Here is a 17669-nt window from a genome sequence, read left to right on the forward strand (position 1 = left end):
GCAAAAGCCCATCTTAATAAGATGGGCTTTTGCTTTTCATTTTCAGCTTGCTTTATTTTTCAACCGATCCAATAAAAATCCACCTTTAAAATAACGTGGTTCATATGAAATGATGAAAGCCTTAGGTTCAAACTTTTCAACGGTTGCTATCAATTCTTGTTCCCGATTGCGTTTGGTCAAGATTTCCATACGATAACGGTTGCTATCCCTGCCCTCGCCCGTATAAAGAGTTACACCAAATCCGTTGTTCCTCAATGTATCTACCAAATGTTCATTTTTGGTTTGAGTATTAACGGTTACATTAATAAAACCGATGGCAAGTTTTTGCTCAATTTTCGTACCAAAAATTATTCCGATTCCAAAACCGACTGCATATACAACCATGGCGAGTATGCTTTGGTCACCGCCAAATACGAGGGATAATCCAAAAACGTATATTAACATTTCTGCGATACCCAGTATCGAGGCGAGTATGGTAATATTTTTTACTAAGAAAATGGTTCGCAATGTGTAAATCGGAACATAAATAAGTTGTAATAGTAGAATCAGAAGTATTTCTTTCACTTGAGCACCTCACCAAAATCTTCCAGTTTGATTAGACGTTTCAAATTAGGAATTGTTCATTCCATAAGTAACATCTTCCCTAATATAACCACATCATAATAGGAGAATTCAATGGGGAATATTATGTATTTTTTGTGTCATTTCCATGGACACAGAATTAAAAATCTCATAAGATTTTTCAATATTCTTTTTTTAATAAATTTGGTATCATTATCCTTATTAATTCATATGGGGGAATGATGATGTTTAATTATGATGGTCGGATATTCAAAGCTAAAGTCAATTCTGAAAATGGAGAAGTGTCAGGAAATACTACCTTCCACTATTCACAAGACGGCTCAATTCTTTCAGCAAGTTATCAGGGGGGAGAGATTGTTAAAGGGACTTTAATAGGGCTGGTCAATCTGGATGGAACTCTGGAATTCAGATATAATCATATCAATGAAAAAGGGGAAATTAGAGGAGGCAGCTGCCTTTCCACCCCTGAAATGCTGCCTGATGGAAGGTTGCGCTTGCATGAAAAGTGGAAATGGTCAGATCTCGAACGGACTGAAGGATATTCCATCATTGAAGAAGTGAAAAAATAACAATCTACTTAGAGGGGTTTGAGGACAATTACTACTATTTGTTTAGTGCGGCATGGTCAAACAGATTGGAATGCACTAGGAAAGCTGCAAGGGCAGACTGATATTCCTTTAAATGAACTTGGAAAGATACAGGCACGGCAATGTGGTGAATTTATGTCAAAAGATGATTGGGATGTAATTATTACAAGCCCCCTGAAGAGGGCAAGGGAGACGGCGGATATCATTTCGCACTATATTGAAGTACCGGTTATTGAAAAAATGGAATTCATTGAAAAGAATTTTGGCGTCGCTGAAGGAATGACTGCAGCGGAAAGGAAGTCTGCATTCAGGGATAAAGATTATCCTGGTCAGGAAAATCAGGAATCTCTACGAAACAGGCTGATGAATGGGCTCCAGGAAATTCTGAAGGAGTATCCTGAGAAGAAAGTTATACTTGTTGCACATGGAGCCGTCATTCATTTTATTTTACGCTTGATGTCAAATGAGTCAATCGTATCCAACGAAATGCGCTTGTTCAATGCATGTTTGAGTACGATTAGATTTGAAGTTGATTCTTGGATAATTGATGATTTCAATCAAGTGAATCATTTATCTTAGCCCTATTAAGCTAGGTTAGTTAAAAAGGAAATGGTTGATTGAAAAGCTAATTATAGAAAGAAGGAAATCATGACTAATAAGAAGGCATTGATTTTAGGCGCTACAGGGATGGTAGGCACCCAGTTGGTTAAAGAGCTAGGCAAAAGCAAAATCTATAGTGAAATCCATTTGCTGACAAGAGGGGCACTGAAACTCGCCGATCCCAAATGCATTGGACATATTGCGGATTTCGATAATTTATCCGAGTATGCAGATTTGTTCAAAGTCACCGATGTGTTCATTTGTTTGGGTACGACTATTAAAAAGGCTAAATCGAAGGAAGCATTTCGTAAAGTGGATTATGACTTTGTAATTGAAGCAGCTAAATTGGCGAAGACATCCAATGTTGAAAAAATACTCGTCATTACGGCTATGGGTGCCAATTCCAAATCAAAGTTCTTCTACAGCCGTGTTAAAGGTGATGTGGAAGGCACACTACAACATCTGGCATTAAATACTGTACATATTTTCCGTCCTTCCTTACTTCTTGGAGAACGAAAGGAATTCAGGGCAGGTGAAAAGATTTCTGGGCTGCTAAGTACTTTTGCAAAATTTGTCTTTGTAGGCCCTTTACGTCCATATCGTGCAATAGAAGCAAACAAAGTAGCTGCTGCAATGTACGTTGCGGCCCAAACGACGGCAATAGGATATCATTTTTATGATTCTGCTGAAATAGAGGAACTTGCACAAAGAGTTACGATTAATAGTGATCATCCGAATAGATAGTAAAAAGATAGATAAAGTTTCCTGTAAAAATGAAGGTTTTTAGAAGACCATGCCGACGATATACTGAAAACGAGCCCCAATAGGCTCGTTTTTAAATTCCTGTGTAATATAGGTGGAGATCCAGAAGGTCTTGGTAATAAGCAATGCCAAAAGGTTTTTAGTTGTTTCTATAGCTGAGTTAGCTCAATAAGAAAACCGAGTATAAAGATCCAGGTCTTTTTTAGAAATATAGTGCTTTAGACAAGTTATCGATCGCATCTTGTTCTGATGGGACAAAAAAAACAATGTTCCCTTTATTACACTCATAAATGAAATCTTTCAGTGGCTTACTGGTATAAGATGAAAAATCCCCTATGATTGCAAATTCAATATGGAAGTTGGCAAATTTTCGAAGGATCCTCCTGCAAGTTTTGTACTTAGCTATAAAAAATCTTCTTAAATTGCTTCTTGTTTAGTGCTATTCGACTGCTACCGGTTTTGCTACTAATCGTCATAATAATATCCAATGCACTTTGTATTCCTTTCAGCTGGTTATCTAAATAATGAAGCCCTAGATAAAATTGACTTCCTTTTTTATAAAGCATTTATAAATTTGAGGAAATGGAGGACAAAGGATTACTATTAATTATAAAAACTTGCCTGTAAAAGGCTCGTTTTAGACTGAAGTCAAACTCGAAGAAAAGCCAGTTTACCTATATTTTTTTATTTATAAACGTTTCAGTTGATTGGAACGGAAGTAAGAGACTCCTGTGGTGAAAGCGAGTACCCGGAGTGGAAATCAACGTTCAAATCTTCCGGATGAAACTTGATTGTAACAGTGATTTCCACTACAATTTGTAGTGGGAGGTGGAAAAGGATGAATATTAAAAATTTTAAATATGATGAAGTTGGACTGAATCGTTTCTTTGGTCCATTGGAAGCAAATATCATGGAATATTTATGGGATAAAGATGAACAAAGCATTAAAGCGGTTCAACAATCATTGGAAGTTGACAAACCTATCAATTTCAACACAGTAATGACCGTCATGAATCGTTTAGTCGAAAAAGGCATTCTTGAAAAGAGGTCTGAAGGAAGGCTTTCATTATTTCGCCCGGTGCAGTCCAAAGAGGAGTTTTTTGAAGAGCAGTCAAAGAAACTGACTGAGAACTTGCTGGATGAATTTGGTGGAGCGGTCATAAGCCATATGCTGGATGCCATGAAAGACGCTGACCAAGGTTTAATTGAAAAATTGGAACAAAAAATTCAATCGTTAAAAAAGGATAAATTATAATGTGGAAGAGAAAGTCTTATTTTGTGATAAGCCTGAGTCTTTTAATAGCCTGTGTAGTATGGTGCCAAATGGGAGCTTTTTTAGTACACATCTTTTTTGGCGTGAATATTAAAGCTAATTTCTTTAAATTTTGTTTTAGTTTATTCAAGGAAGATTCAGTATACTACTTTGTGGTCGTCACACTGCTCAGTATAATAATATCCTATAGTATATTGAGCACCTTATTCAAAATTGCAGAGCAATATTTCTTATCCAGAAGGTTTAAACAAAAGCTTTTTCTTTCAAAAAACGTTGATATGACAAGGAATGTAAATGAAACATTCAATCGGGTCAACAATGATATCTTAGTTGTGAACGCTGAACAGCCTCTTGCGTTTACGATTGGTTTCAGGAGGCCTTTCATTGTGTTCAGTACTGGTTTAATTCGATTACTGGACTTTGATGAACTAGAGGCGGTAGTGGAGCATGAGGCCTTTCACCAAAAGAAATATGATCCACTGGTCATCTTTATTTTACAGTTGATTTCAAATGCGCTATGGTTTGTCCCATTGACAAAATGGTGTCTTAAAAATTACAAAATAATAAGTGAATTATCAGCCGACGAAAATGCGATTCATAAAATGGGGACTGAATTAGGAATAAGTGCCGCTTTATTGAAGTTAATTAAACATGGGTGCACTGATAAATCCTTTCCTATCCTTGTTCATTTCTCGAATGAATCAGTTAACTATAGACTTCAGCAATTAATTGATCCCCATAAAACAATTCCTTTAAGGGCTGAAACTACCACGATTTTTGTTTCCATTTATGTTTTGGTTATCCTTATAGGAATGACTATAGTGATTGTCTGATGACTTTCACTTGATTTTTTTACCACTTTACACTACACTTTGTAGTGTTGAATATAAAAAAGGAGATGTGTCATGAATAAACAAGAAATCGGTACCTTTTTATTAAGGGTTATGTTGGGAATTTCATTTTTCTTGCATGGTTTGTCAAAATTCAAAGGTGGATTGGAAAACACTTCAGGGTGGTTTCAAAGTATAGGCATTCCGGGATTCATGGCCTATGTAGTCGGTATGATTGAATTGGTTGGAGGAATTGCTTTAATAATAGGTCTTGGAACAAGAATAATTTCTGCCCTCCTTGTATTCATCATGGCCGGTGCAATTGTTTATGTAAAATTCCCAGCAGGTTTTATGGGGAATGGGGAAGGCTCAGGGTATGAACTGGATCTCGTTCTTATGATTATTGCCATTCACCTAGTATTGAATGGAAGCCGCTTCCTATCTATAGACTCTAAGTTACCAAAACTAAAAAAAACACAGGATTCAGAAAGGATAGCAAGTTAATAAGATTAAGCGACATTACAAAAATTCCAACACTTTTTCTTGAGGCATGATACCGGTAATCTACTAGGGTCATGCCTTTTTCATTTCACCTATTCTTATTTGAAATGCTTCATGATTTGAAAAACCACGAATAAAAGAAGTTTTCCATAACTGCCATAACGTGAGATACTTTGTCTATACATCAATAACCTTGGAATTTTCAATTCAACATTTAGAAAATTTGATAGTTTTCTGTAAATTCCCATTGACGAACACGTGTTCTGTGTTGTAAAATTCAATCATGGGTAATAATGGTATAGTGATTATTGCCATTGACAGTTCAAAAGCAAGCTTGGAAATTTCCAAGTTTAGTAAAAAAATCAAAACAAAAGGAGTTTTCTAATTATGACCATGCGATTATCTCCATATTTAATGATGAACGGAAATGCGAAGGAAGCGATTCAATTTTACGAAAAAGCATTGGATGCAAAAGTCCTCTTTAATCAAACTTTTGGAGAAATGCCAGAAAATCCTGAATTTCCTCTGCCAGAAGAAGCAAAGGATCTTGTGTCACACGCAATGTTAAAGGTTGGGGAAACGGACTTCATGTTTTCGGATACGTTTCCAGGTCAAACCAGTCAATCTGGTGATCAAGTCACGATCTGCATTTCAATTAACGAAATTGAAAAATCAAAACGAATCTTTGAAACTTTGTCGCAAGGTGGAGAAGTGAAAATGCCTCTGCAGGAAGCTTTTTTCAGCCCCGCTTATGGGATTTTAACAGACAAATTCGGTGTAACCTTTCAAATTTATACAGAGGGTGAAAAATAATTTGTTAAATGATAACAGCTGTTTCGGTGAATAGTTGCAGTTGTAATGTGTGAATAAATAAATCCCGATTTCTCATTAATATTATTGAGAGACCGGGATTTTTAAGTATGACTCTTATCTCTTTTCATAGGGCATCAAAAGATCCCCCCACGGAAGCATATGAGATAACATCACGTTTATAGATTAAGTAGGCGTCCATTCTCACTGTCACTGGATTCTAGATTCAATCTGAATGTATATATATAGCTCGTCACTCCACCAATGATATCATGAATACGTAGTTTCTGGTTCCACAATTTTACTCTGATACATTATCGTTATCTCCCTGTGATATTCGTCATATATTCTTCATCTATTTGTTCTTTGTTTAGAATATGCCTATGCTATTATTTAAAACATTGACATACAAATTAGGCTCCTTCTTTGTAAAAATTTTTCCTTTTAATAAGGTACTATCATATCATTCGAAGTAACAATTCATTGCGTAATAAGGGGAAAGGGGAAACAATGTGAACACAGATCAAGCTTTCGACCTGCTAAAGGATGCAGGAGTATCAGAAAGCAGTAGTATACAAACTGTTAGACGCTGGCTTCGTGAAGGTAAGATTAAATATGAGGGAGGCATCGGGAATAGGAAAACCGGATACATAATGGATGACACAGATCAAGCATTTGAAATGTTAAAAGATGCAGGAGTAACAGAAAGTAATAGTGTACAGACTGTCAGGCGCTGGCTTGGCGAAGGTAAGATTAAATACGCCGGAAACGGAAAGAGGAACACCGGATACATAAGTGATGACACAGCTTCAAAGCTGGCTATAAATGATAGTATAAATCAAAATAAGGACGAAATCATACACCGATTAAAATTAAAAATACAAGCTCAAGAAAAGCATATAGAAGGTATCGAAGAGCTTCATGAGACAGCAAAAAGAATATTGATTCAGCAAAGGGATATGTTCAAAAAGGAAGTTGCCATTCTAAAGAATGAGAAAAGTGAACTACAAAATGAATCAAAGGATTTATTAAAAGAAAATATTGAATTACGTAATGAATTGATAAAATTAAAAGAAAAAATCAGAAACAATAACATGATGGACTCCACTATTCAATCCAATGATTATAGTGAAAAATTAGGGCTTTCTAAAATGGCGAGCGATAAAGAAGTATTGGCAGAATATAAAGGGTTACTAAAAATAACTCATCCAGACCATAATGGTAACGCGAAGGTATTTCATTACATTAAGACTGATTACGATAATTTTAGAAGGAGCAACAAAGGTAAATGAATAGTGAATGCATGCAAAGGTATTTTTACATCAAACCTAAAGAAAAACCTAGGGGAAAAGCGTAATTTGAAACGTCGGAAATAGTTTGATGGGACGAAACAGTGTCAATTTAGACTATTGATCATTATTTTATGTTTGGCGATTTAAAATAGGAGAATTTTAAATGAACGAATAGGTGCCATTGTTCATTAGGCACCTAAAATTGAGGCTTTTAAAGTCTATCGTTTAAACATCATGAGCGGCTACTCTGTCTCCTCATCCATTGTGTTGCAACCCATTTTTCCCCCGTGATAACGGGCGCCCCACCGTGTAAAGTTAGTTCGTTTAGGTTTTTATCGTTGTAAAAATATTCGAAATACACAGCCATTCCCTTTCGCGGGGATACTGAAAAATTCAATTTAGGAAAAAAAGTTTCCCCTCCATGCTCCACATCATTTAAGTACAAGATGATTGTGCTAATTCTATTATTTTTTGCTGCAATGCTTGAAGATGTAAAAAAATCAAAATGAGCTTTATACTCTTGTCCAGGAGTGTATTTAAGAATTTGAATACCCTCTCCATGTTCAACAGGTATATTCATGATTGTTGATATCCTTTTTTCAATTTTGGTAAGGATGTCATATTCATTTTCTTGAAAAAACATACTGCTGCTTGTTCTTATCTCATTTACTTCGTGCGTAACTCCAATTTTGGAACGATTCATTTTGTCTTTTGACATTTCAATAAGTCCGTCACATTCTTCGTCACTCAAAACATTTTCTAAAACTACAATTAGAGGTTCTTCTAATCTAGCAACTACATTTATTTCTCTGTCTTCCGTTTTGATTTTATTTCCAATATGATTAAAAATCGTTTGTTCTTTACTTGTTTTATTATCTACTGTCAACTTTCATCGACTCCCAAAAGAATGAATTTTCAGAACAAAAAGTTTGGATTATTCTGTAAGCGTTTTCCTATGTTAATTATACCATGAACATTGTTATGTATCTGTTACTTATTTCCGTCGACAAGTAAAAATTACTGGATGAACTGGCGCTTGACTATAGCAAACTTTAATCTTTTACATAAAATATAGGAAGCTCACAATATGAACAAGTCTCTTTGCATAGATTTTCATGTGTGTATTTTCACTAAAATCCTTACGTGAATTTTTCCTTCTGTTCAAATAAGAGTAAAAATGATGCTTGCTTGTTTACTTTTGTGAAAGGTATATCATTCCTCTTTAATTATTGAAGGGTTTATTTAAGCTATTCTCTTAACCCTATCAAAGCCGTTTTCTTTCAGAATGTGCACAATGAAAAGGGGACGGAGGATTCATCACCAAGAATCTTAGAGAAAAAGAGACAAAGGATAAAAAGTAATAGTACGATAGTGAATGTTAGGAGTGATTGAAAGTGGAGGACTTTAAATCTATCTGTGTTACTGAAGGAATTAAAAAAGTGGATGTGATAAAAAATCCGACGTCGTTTCCACTGATCGGAAAGGGGGCGCAAGGGGCCGTTTTTAAAATTTCTTCAGATAAATGTGTGAAAATTTGTGCAAAACCAGAATTTGCGGCTAAAGAGGGAAATGTATTAAAAATTGCACAGGAGTCTCCCACTATTCCACGGCTTTATGAGGTGGGGCATAACTATATTATTATGGAATATCTTGAAGGGCCAACTTTATTTCAATATTTAGAATCTGGGGGGATCCTATCCGAAAAATTTGATGAGGCAAATTCTTTTTGTTTTAGAAGAAATGAAGCGATTAAACTTTACCAGATTGGATGCCGATTTGCGCCACATTATTGTAACTAAGGAAGAAGAGTTAAAAGTAATAGATCATTATAGCTCCTTTACACGGATTCGAAACAAACCAGAGTTGATATTCAAAGGCCTAAAAAAGTTAGGTCTATTACCAATGTTCTTGGAAGAGTTAAGAGAAATGGATCCCGAATCCTATATAGAATGGAAAAATTTATAAATAAAAAAGTAACTCCTTTAAAGCAAATAAGAGTTACTTTTTTCTATGGAAATAACCAGCGTTATTTGGGATTGCTATGATGCTGGATGATACGTTCAACGATTTCAGGCAATTTATTTTTCTGTTCTAAAAGAAACTTGTAGAGAGCATCTCTATCCTTCGTTTTCACATTCCACTCTTTAGGGAGGGATTCGATTACTTGATAGATCGATTTGTTCGGCAATTTCACAATTTTTTCTATAAACGATGTAAGCTCTTTGTGATCATCGAGAAGAGAGAAGGCCCACTTATAAAAAGGCCAATGGTAGTTATATACTGGTGTTTCACTTAATGTTTGAGCAGACCATTGGTAGCGTCCTGGAAAAACTCTGCCATGATCAATCATATGGACATAATATCCGCCATCGCTGAGATTTTCTAAAATGACATTCATCGTACCTCGATCAGAGTTATTCACCCATTGGTCGAATACCGTTATACCGGCAAGCATATCCCGGTTTTTAACATCCGTCTTTGTGGGAGGATTTTCTCTAACATTCTCGAAAACGGTACTGTTTCTAATAAATACACAGCCATATTGGTATCCAGAACTATAGTTGTGTTGAGTGGATTGTAATTCAGGCGTCTTCTCGATGAAATCTTCCGGTATATATACAAGATCAAATGGGATAACGGGAAGTGAAAGGAGCTCTGCCAACTTTCCGATCAGGTATTCATTGACCACTTCCTTTTCTCTGTCTTTCTTAGTATCGAACCACTTCACGACATATTCTTTACCATCGCTGAAAAGAATGACATGTGCGGTTCCGCCCCTTAATGTTTGTACATATTTAACTGGATATTTTGTCATATCACTTTGTCTCCTTTAAAAATATTTGTCTAGCTCTTTTTCATTTTCACCTTATCTTTTTCATTAACATTATTGCTTCTGTATTGATTGATGAAATTCATTATAAGTTTCGGTAAATGACTATTCTCGATAAATAAACACGAATAGTGGATCTGAACTAAATTTGTATTTTTGGAATGTAATTTGGGAGTATTTTTATGATTTCGTCATGGGTATAAATTAGTCCGACGGGGACAAAAGGAAGGAACAATGCTAATTTATTGCACAGATACTCAATTACTACTATTATTGGTTCTTTTATTTTCAGTGCCATTCATTTAATTACAAACTTTTTACCATCGCTAAAAAGCATGACATGTACCTTTCCACAAATTAATGATTTTACGAGCTCAACAGGTTATTTTGGACTGACTCATGGTTAATTAATTTCGTTGTTTTTTTCTATTAAGCTGTATAGCCTTTGTTGTTCGATGATTTGTTTATTCAAATCGAAATTTTCATCAATTACCTGTCTTGCACTTCTGGTATATCTCTTCCATACTCTTGGATGACTCAGGAAATATTTTAGACCTTGAGCCAATTTTAAATCATCTTTCTCAGGAACAAGGTAACCTGTTTTTTTATGCTCAATCAATTCCGGAATCCCACCGTGAAAGGTGGAGATGACTGGTAAACCACTTGCCATAGCTTCTTTTAGTGCATTTGGAATCCCTTCTACATCACCATCTTCGCTTGTTTCACTGGCAAGGCAAAAGAGGTGGGAATCTCTTAATTCGTTAGAAATTTGGTTTGAATCCATTGGTCCTCTAAGAAAAACGCGCTCGTTTAATTGATTTTCATCAATGAAAATTCTTAACTTCTCTTCATCTTTACCTGTCCCAATGATGTGCAGTGTCGTTCTTGGGTATTCCTGATGAATCCGTTGAAAAGCCTTCAAAAGTGTAAGGAATCCCTTTTTCTCGACAAGTCTGGCTACGGACAAGATTCGGATTTCTCCTTCATTAGGTAGGGAACGTTGGACAAATGGGTATAAATCTAAATCCAGCCCCCCATATAGTACATGTATTTTATCTTCTTTAAATCCTAATTTTTTTAATTCATCTGCAAGAAAATGGCAGACTGGAAAACAAGCAGCTCCATGTTTTACTAAATTTTGATATCGGAGGACATTTTTGCGAAATCTCTTAAATGTTTGAGTGGAAGAATCACGTCCTCGAAAATGTACCACCAAAGGTATATCATACTCTATAGCTGCTGGTAATATATCGATGGAATGTTTCCCCTGATGAGCGTGAATCGCTACGACATTTTGCTCCTTAAAGAAGGCTCCAAGGTCTTGAATTTCGTTCAAATTATAATAGTGTTCAAACTGATATTGAACATTGTCGCAATTTGGGTATGGGCCTATAACAATAGGGCGATATTGATCCAGCATAATGATTTGATTGTACATAAATCCTTGATTGATTTTTATAGGTTCTCTAATGTAAAAAGCGATTGTCTTCACTATTTCAATCCCTTTCTTCTATCTAAAATCAAATTTTCGATAAAACTTTGAAATATTTGGCGATCTCGTTCACAAAGATCATTCGGAAAAGCGGACCATTTAAAAAATTGTACTTTTTGTATTTCTATATCATCAGGTTTTAAATCTCCGCTGAGTATTTCTTCGGTAACGTAAGCAATGTTGACTGAAAAGTATTGATCACCATTAGGCAGCTTCGTAAAATAGTCCTTCCCTGAAAAAACGCCAATTAATTGAAGGTTTCCGATGTTAATTCCTGTTTCCTCCAAAATTTCACGTCTGCATGCCTCTTCCGCAGATTCTCCTAATTCGATGAAGCCGCCCGGCAATTTCCACATTTTTTCGGATTGTACCATTAGAAAACGGCTGTTCTGATCGATAACCAAAACGGTGACCCCAGTAAGTATCAAAGCTCTAGTTCCAACGAGAGCACGTAAATCTTCAATGTATCCCATCTCAAGTCCCCTTTCTGATATTTTCTGGTTAATCCACTTTTATAGTAAATGCAAAATGGAAAAGATTTGAAACGGACAAGTACATATATTTGTTTGTTTTTTGTAAAGTTCTTATTTGTATGTGTATGAGCATAAGAATCTGAAGAAATGCTAGGAAAGGCTTTCCTTAAGAACTCAATAAAAGAAGGTATGACTTAATTTTTTGAAAAAGTGTTATTATCCTAAAGCAACTATTCGATGATTTCATAGTATAGATATTATGGTTATTAATAAGCAGCAAAGAGGTGGTAGATCAGATGAATGATTTTAAATTAATTAGGGTTGAAAGAATTGAAAAGAACGGTAAAAAGGAACTTCTTATTCATAATCCAACCACATTAAAACTAATTGGGGCAGGAAGTCAAGGTGCAGTTTTTCAGCTTGATGAAGATATTTGCGTAAAAATCTATGTCAATCCAAATGCAGCAACTAAAGAGGGGAAAGCACTTGAAGCAGCTAAGGATACTCATATTGTTCCGAGGTTATATGAAGTCGGACCAAACTATGTAATTATGGAATATTTAAAAGGTCCTAATCTAAAAGATTTTTTGAAAGGGAAGCAAGATATTCCCGAATCGATTACAGAACAAATCATAATGATTCGAAAGGAACTGAAGAGAGTTGGATTTATTAGAATCAAGACCTCAATCGGACATTTTGTTGTAACAAAGGGAAATGTGCTGAAAGCAATCGATCATTCAGATGGCCTCACAATGAATGATCCATATAATCCAAAGATGTTTCGTGATTTAAAGAAATTGGGGTTATTGGATACTTTCCTGAAACAAGCAAAGAAAATCGATCCTGAATCGTATGAAGAATGGCAAAAAAATATCGACTTCAATGCGATATAAATGAGAATATGCGAAATGTTAAGTGGGCCAATATCGCAAAAAATCTATGATGATTTCCTACAAATCCAATTATGTTGTACAAGCAGGGAAATTCAACAGAGGAAAGTCGAACTCTAAACATAAAGGAGTTCGACTTTTTAGTTTGGAATTCTCCAGACTCTAAAATTCGCAATATTGGCGGAAATGCATTATTTCTCCCGTTCCTAAAAGTGCACGTTCGGCATTTATTAGGACAAATTACAATATTCGTAAAACCATTTTTACAACCAGATAACGATTTTTCCTTATTAAAGTGGTTTTTTTATTTTTTTTTTGATGATGGTATAAGTTTAACGTCTACATATGACAAACGCTCAGTCATTCAAAGGCGTGTTGAATAACTATAGAAAGAAAGTGATGGTTATTTATCTATGAAAGATCTGTCTATGCAAATAAGAAAATCGGAAACCACATGTATGGTTACCTAAACTAAAATGAGGTGAATCATTTTCAAACATCCCTAAATTTGATACCAAACATTTAGATTAAGGCTGCTTAAACTGTACCATTTTTTGGGCTTCCATTACTCTTGAAGTATGGACCGGAATGATTACGATGGATCAGTTGTTGTCCCGACACAAGAAATTACAAGTACATTGCTATCATTATGATCGGCAACGGCAACACAATCATATCGATAATACTAAGAAATGGTGAAATAGCCTATCTCCGATTGTCCATATACTGATTCTGCAACAAAAGTTATTTGGAACATAAAAAGGTGAAAGTAATTTCAATTGGGAAGACGATTTTTCCAACTACACAATATGTAATACAAATGTGCCTCCATAACCAATAAATAGTGAAAAGGTGGGAACCTAATGGGTAAAAATGATCAAACAGATAATCACAAGGAAGACAACAGGAAAAAATATAACCATATATTAGAAAATATTCAAGGCCAACTCCAACTCCAAGAACAAAAACAGAAGGATCTTCAGGTTCAACTTCAGAATCAATTAATTAAACAACAAAATGATACTTTAAATAAAATCTTACAAGAAATAACGAAGATTTCACAACCACTGGAAAAAATTCAAGACCAACTCCAACTCCAAGAACAAAAACAGAAGGATCTTCAGGTTCAACTCCAGAATAAATTATCTAAACAACAAGATGAGCATTTAGATAAAGTCTTACACGAAATATCGAAGCGTTCACTGCCACTAGAGAAAATTCAAGACCAACTCCAACACCAAGAAGAACAACAGAAGGAACTTCAGATTCAACTTCAGAATCAGTTAATTAAACAACAAGATCAAACTTCAGATAAAATCTTGCAAGAAATAACGAAAATTGCACAACCACAACCCCCCTTATTAAAATCACCTTTTAGCATAATCGATACCCTTGATTTAGATGTAGAAAAAAAGGCGCAAATTGCGATGTTTATAGCAAATAGCAGTAGTGGTAATAAAAATGAAGATGAAACTCAATAAAGAAGAAGAGGCTGTTAAAGCCTCTTCTTCTTTATTTGAAAACAAGTTCATTTCCATCGGATTCCGGTACACATCAGTTGCCATACGTCGAAACTAGACGAAGGTTGCAAATGGAGCGAAATGATTCATTAGAATTGTATCCAATATGCTAAGTTTTGCTCTTCACGTACAAAGAAAGTAAAAGTGTTGCATTAGCCTTTAAAAGGATGATAAGTGTTGTTGCTTTAGGAGTGAAATTCCTTAACTATATTCATTCAACATAGATCGAATTCTTATTAAAAATGGATGGGGTTAAAAAAACCTCCCCTTTCATTTGAAAATTCCCACCTCAAAATCATGAATACAGTCCGTCATATATTTTAAAATGGCTGTTTTCACATACTTTGTTGCTATTTACCAAGTAGTGAGGTGTGGTTGATTTCCCCTCCAGATGCTCGCTTTCCTTGGTGCGGGCGGTGAGCCCCCTCGGCGTAAACGCCTGTGGGGTCTTCACCTGTCCCGCCACTCCCGCAGGAGTCTCGCACGCACTTCCGCTCCAATCAACCTTAGATAGTTTCGTTTTAAAAACAACAACCTTTACGAAAAGAGCCTTTAAAATTAAACAAAAAACTGATCCTGCGATGGAGTTTTTCAAAGAAAGAGAAAGGAAATCGGTTAGGCTACTGTACCGGAAAAAGCTCTACAGTGGTTAATCAAACCGTATATCGATCATTTCAACCTCCATTACATAAAAAGTGTAATGCAGGTTTTAAAGGGCACTAACCGACAGGATGCGGGGCCCGGCCACAGCCAGATTGGAATTCTTCCATATATAGCTTACTGGCCCCTGTTAAATAAAAATGGACGAATTGGGCTACTAACTAGACCGTAAGTTGTCCTATTGCATATAAAGGATTAATGAATGACAAAAGGGAGGCAGCTTATGAAAATCCGAAAGGCCATTATTCCGGCCGCAGGTCTAGGGACCCGATTTTTGCCTGCTACAAAAGCTCAGGCTAAGGAAATGCTGCCGATTGTTGATAAACCAACGATTCAATATATTGTTGAAGAAGCAGTAGCTTCGGGCATAGAGGAAATAATTATCATAATCGGTAGAGGAAAAAGATCAATAGAGGATCATTTTGATAAATCCTATGAGTTGGAAGATGCACTTTTAAGAAAAAATCAGCTCGATATTTTAGAGGAAGTTCAGAAAATATCCAGCTTGGCAAATATCTATTATGTCCGCCAAAAGGAACCGATGGGGCTAGGACATGCAATTCTCTGTGCTAAAAGCTTCATTGGAAATGAACCTTTTGCCGTTTTGTTAGGGGATGACATCGTTATGTCTAAAACACCCTGTCTGAAACAAATCATCAGTGTTTTTGAGTATTGCAACAGTTCAGTCGTAGCTGTTCAGAATGTTCCGGAAAAGGATGTCAGTAAATATGGAATTATTAAGCCAAAAGGGACAATGATTGAGCCAAACCTTTTTCATATAGATTCTTTGGTGGAAAAACCGAAAAGGGAAGAGGCGCCTTCCAGATATGCGATAATGGGGCGTTATGTTTTTAGACCCGAGATTTTTGAAACGCTTTCCAAGCTCCCGGTTGGACATGGTAATGAAATACAACTTACTGATGCCATTAATGAGCTAAATAAGCAGCAGGCTGTATTAGCATATAACTTTGAGGGAAACCGATATGATATTGGTGATAAAGTTGGATTCATTAAAGCAACAATAGACTTTGCTTTGCGCAGGGATGATATAAGAGACGAGGTACTTTCCTATTTAAGGGATGTAAATAAGAAAGAAAACCTCCAAATTATAAAAAGAGAGCTTGAATGATATGAAAATAGCTGTTTTGGGTACAGGTTATGTCGGGCTGTCCACTGGTGTTTGTTTGTCAGAAATAGGTCATAATGTCATTTGTATCGATACAGATGAACAGAAAATTAAAAGCCTACGTCAAGGGATTTCTCCAATATATGAACCTGGTCTGGAGAATTTGCTTATTCAAAATGCTGCAGCAGGTAGACTGCTATTTACTACATCTCATCGAGAAGCGCTAAATGGTGCCGAGATTATCATCATTGCCGTAGGAACACCGCAAATGGAGGATGGGGGAGCAGATTTATCTTATATTGTGCAGGCCGCGAAGGATATTGCTGCGAACCTGGTACAGAGTTCAGTAGTCGTTATAAAGAGTACTGTGCCTGTTGGTACGAATGATTTTATTAAAAGCATCATTGAAGAACATTGTAACGAAAGTGTCACCTTTAATATGGTATCAAATCCTGAATTTTTAAGACAAGGGTCTGCCGTCATGGATACGATGCAAGCAGATCGAATCATAATCGGTTCTGAAGATGATGAGGCTGCTAAGAAAGTACAAGAAATGTATCGTCCATTAAATGTACCATTTATACTAACAAGCATTCGAAGTGCGGAAATGATTAAGTACGCATCTAATGCCTTTTTGGCGACCAAGATTAGCTTTATCAATGAAGTTGCCAATTTATGCGGAGTAGTGGGGGCAGATGTTAAAGATGTAGCAAAGGGAATGGGAAAAGATAAAAGGATCGGAGAAGCTTTTTTACAGCCCGGCATTGGTTATGGAGGATCTTGTTTTCCAAAGGATGTTAAAGCGTTGCTTCATACTGCCAATTTAAATGGAGTACATTTTTCCCTGTTAAAAGAAACAGTAGCGATCAATGATTTTCAGCAGGAGCTCCTTGTAACCAAAGCGATAAATCGCTTAGGAGATTTAAAAGGGAAAAAAGTTGCAATGCTTGGTCTCGCTTTCAAGCCAGAGACAGACGACATGAGGGAAGCTCCATCAATCAAAATTGCGCGTTCATTAACCAAACTTGGAGCAGAAGTGGTAGCTTATGATCCGGTTGCAGTGGATAATGCGAAGAACATATTAGGGGATACAATCAGGTTTGCAAGCACAGTCCGCGAAGCGGCAGTGAATGCGGATGCTGTATTCATTGTTACCGAATGGAAAGAGTTTAGACTTTTTGATTTGAAAACATTGATGACAACAATGAGACGGCCAATCGTTTTTGATGGTAGAAATTGTCTTGAAGAAGATCGAATCAGGGCGTGCAAGAAAATTGAATATTACCCAATAGGAAGACCAGCAATTGTTATTGGAATGACATAAAGCGAAAAAAATTTTCTAACACTCTTTAACTCAGACATGTTGAAAACGTATATTAGGTTCAAACTGGCAATGCAGCACCTTTGATCGTATCTTGGGTGCTTTTTTATATTTCTTAAA

The 17669-nt window shown here is 36.0% G+C and carries 19 protein-coding genes; 13 read left to right on the forward strand and 6 right to left on the reverse strand.

The window, feature by feature from the left end:
• Positions 1-42 precede the first annotated feature (42 nt).
• On the reverse strand, positions 43-564 hold the full coding sequence (locus tag OTG27_RS24155) for a DUF2179 domain-containing protein (RefSeq protein ID WP_034306915.1): 522 nt from the start codon (positions 562-564) through the stop codon (positions 43-45).
• 242 nt (positions 565-806) lie between these two features.
• Here OTG27_RS24155 and OTG27_RS24160 point away from each other — a divergent pair, with 242 nt between their 5' ends.
• The 3 genes from OTG27_RS24160 to OTG27_RS24170 all read left to right on the forward strand — a co-directional run bounded on the left by OTG27_RS24160 (position 807) and on the right by OTG27_RS24170 (position 2513).
• Positions 807-1151, forward strand: coding sequence for an avidin-fold protein (locus OTG27_RS24160; RefSeq protein WP_268938378.1), 345 nt, complete (start codon positions 807-809; stop codon positions 1149-1151).
• Positions 1152-1178: 27 nt separating this feature from the next.
• Positions 1179-1748: a histidine phosphatase family protein gene (locus OTG27_RS24165; protein WP_268938415.1), complete on the forward strand. Its 570-nt coding sequence runs from the start codon at positions 1179-1181 to the stop codon at positions 1746-1748.
• 69 nt (positions 1749-1817) lie between these two features.
• Positions 1818-2513 (forward strand): NAD(P)H-binding protein, encoded by a 696-nt coding sequence (locus OTG27_RS24170; RefSeq protein WP_268938379.1) that lies wholly within the window; start codon positions 1818-1820, stop codon positions 2511-2513.
• A gap of 220 nt (positions 2514-2733) precedes the next feature.
• Here OTG27_RS24170 and OTG27_RS24175 read toward each other — a convergent pair whose 3' ends face one another.
• The gene (locus OTG27_RS24175; RefSeq protein WP_308789449.1) at positions 2734-2937 is read right to left on the reverse strand and encodes a DUF4180 domain-containing protein; all 204 of its coding nucleotides are present in this window, start codon (positions 2935-2937) and stop codon (positions 2734-2736) included.
• A gap of 432 nt (positions 2938-3369) precedes the next feature.
• On the opposite strand from OTG27_RS24175, the gene OTG27_RS24180 reads away from it, so the two are divergent.
• The 5 genes from OTG27_RS24180 to OTG27_RS24200 all read left to right on the forward strand — a co-directional run bounded on the left by OTG27_RS24180 (position 3370) and on the right by OTG27_RS24200 (position 7237).
• Positions 3370-3786, forward strand: a complete 417-nt coding sequence (locus OTG27_RS24180) for a BlaI/MecI/CopY family transcriptional regulator (RefSeq protein ID WP_057277570.1) — start codon at positions 3370-3372, stop codon at positions 3784-3786.
• Positions 3786-4637, forward strand: coding sequence for a M56 family metallopeptidase (locus tag OTG27_RS24185; protein WP_268938380.1), 852 nt, complete (start codon positions 3786-3788; stop codon positions 4635-4637). The genes OTG27_RS24180 and OTG27_RS24185 overlap by 1 nt, the downstream gene beginning before the upstream one ends.
• Positions 4638-4709: 72 nt before the next feature.
• Positions 4710-5138 carry a DoxX family protein gene (locus OTG27_RS24190; RefSeq protein ID WP_268938381.1) on the forward strand — a complete coding sequence of 143 codons (429 nt, stop codon included), beginning with the start codon at positions 4710-4712 and terminating at the stop codon, positions 5136-5138.
• Between the two features lie 384 nt (positions 5139-5522).
• Positions 5523-5948, forward strand: coding sequence for a VOC family protein (locus tag OTG27_RS24195; protein ID WP_268938382.1), 426 nt, complete (start codon positions 5523-5525; stop codon positions 5946-5948).
• Positions 5949-6457: 509 nt separating this feature from the next.
• Positions 6458-7237, forward strand: coding sequence for a hypothetical protein (locus OTG27_RS24200; protein ID WP_268938383.1), 780 nt, complete (start codon positions 6458-6460; stop codon positions 7235-7237).
• Between the two features lie 232 nt (positions 7238-7469).
• Here the strand turns inward: OTG27_RS24200 and OTG27_RS24205 are convergent, their stop codons facing one another.
• On the reverse strand, positions 7470-8123 hold the full coding sequence (locus OTG27_RS24205) for a 2OG-Fe(II) oxygenase (protein ID WP_063576161.1): 654 nt from the start codon (positions 8121-8123) through the stop codon (positions 7470-7472).
• Between the two features lie 508 nt (positions 8124-8631).
• Here OTG27_RS24205 and OTG27_RS24210 point away from each other — a divergent pair.
• On the forward strand, positions 8632-9036 hold the full coding sequence (locus OTG27_RS24210; RefSeq protein WP_268938384.1) for a protein kinase family protein: 405 nt from the start codon (positions 8632-8634) through the stop codon (positions 9034-9036).
• 227 nt (positions 9037-9263) lie between these two features.
• Here OTG27_RS24210 and OTG27_RS24215 read toward each other — a convergent pair whose 3' ends face one another.
• From OTG27_RS24215 to OTG27_RS24225, 3 genes are all read right to left on the reverse strand, one after another.
• On the reverse strand, positions 9264-10052 hold the full coding sequence (locus tag OTG27_RS24215) for a HipA family kinase (RefSeq protein ID WP_268938385.1): 789 nt from the start codon (positions 10050-10052) through the stop codon (positions 9264-9266).
• A 418-nt stretch (positions 10053-10470) separates the two neighbouring features.
• Positions 10471-11559 carry a glycosyltransferase gene (locus tag OTG27_RS24220; RefSeq protein WP_268938386.1) on the reverse strand — a complete coding sequence of 363 codons (1089 nt, stop codon included), beginning with the start codon at positions 11557-11559 and terminating at the stop codon, positions 10471-10473.
• Positions 11559-12032, reverse strand: a complete 474-nt coding sequence (locus OTG27_RS24225; protein WP_268938387.1) for an NUDIX hydrolase — start codon at positions 12030-12032, stop codon at positions 11559-11561. The genes OTG27_RS24220 and OTG27_RS24225 overlap by 1 nt, the downstream gene beginning before the upstream one ends.
• 296 nt (positions 12033-12328) lie before the next feature.
• Between OTG27_RS24225 and OTG27_RS24230 the strand changes: the two genes are divergently transcribed.
• The 4 genes from OTG27_RS24230 (at position 12329) to OTG27_RS24245 (ending at position 17552) form a co-directional block, all read left to right on the forward strand.
• Positions 12329-12925, forward strand: coding sequence for a hypothetical protein (locus OTG27_RS24230; RefSeq protein ID WP_052137250.1), 597 nt, complete (start codon positions 12329-12331; stop codon positions 12923-12925).
• 860 nt (positions 12926-13785) lie between these two features.
• Positions 13786-14403 carry a hypothetical protein gene (locus tag OTG27_RS24235; protein WP_187049429.1) on the forward strand — a complete coding sequence of 206 codons (618 nt, stop codon included), beginning with the start codon at positions 13786-13788 and terminating at the stop codon, positions 14401-14403.
• Between the two features lie 922 nt (positions 14404-15325).
• Positions 15326-16231: a UTP--glucose-1-phosphate uridylyltransferase GalU gene (gene galU / locus OTG27_RS24240; RefSeq protein ID WP_268938388.1), complete on the forward strand. Its 906-nt coding sequence runs from the start codon at positions 15326-15328 to the stop codon at positions 16229-16231.
• Position 16232: 1 nt separating this feature from the next.
• Positions 16233-17552 (forward strand): UDP-glucose dehydrogenase family protein, encoded by a 1320-nt coding sequence (locus tag OTG27_RS24245; protein WP_268938389.1) that lies wholly within the window; start codon positions 16233-16235, stop codon positions 17550-17552.
• The last annotated feature ends 117 nt before the right edge of the window (positions 17553-17669 follow it).

The organism is Peribacillus sp. AS_2, from assembly GCF_026891895.1.
In the GTDB taxonomy this organism is placed as follows: Bacteria; Bacillota; Bacilli; order Bacillales; family DSM-1321; genus Peribacillus; species Peribacillus frigoritolerans.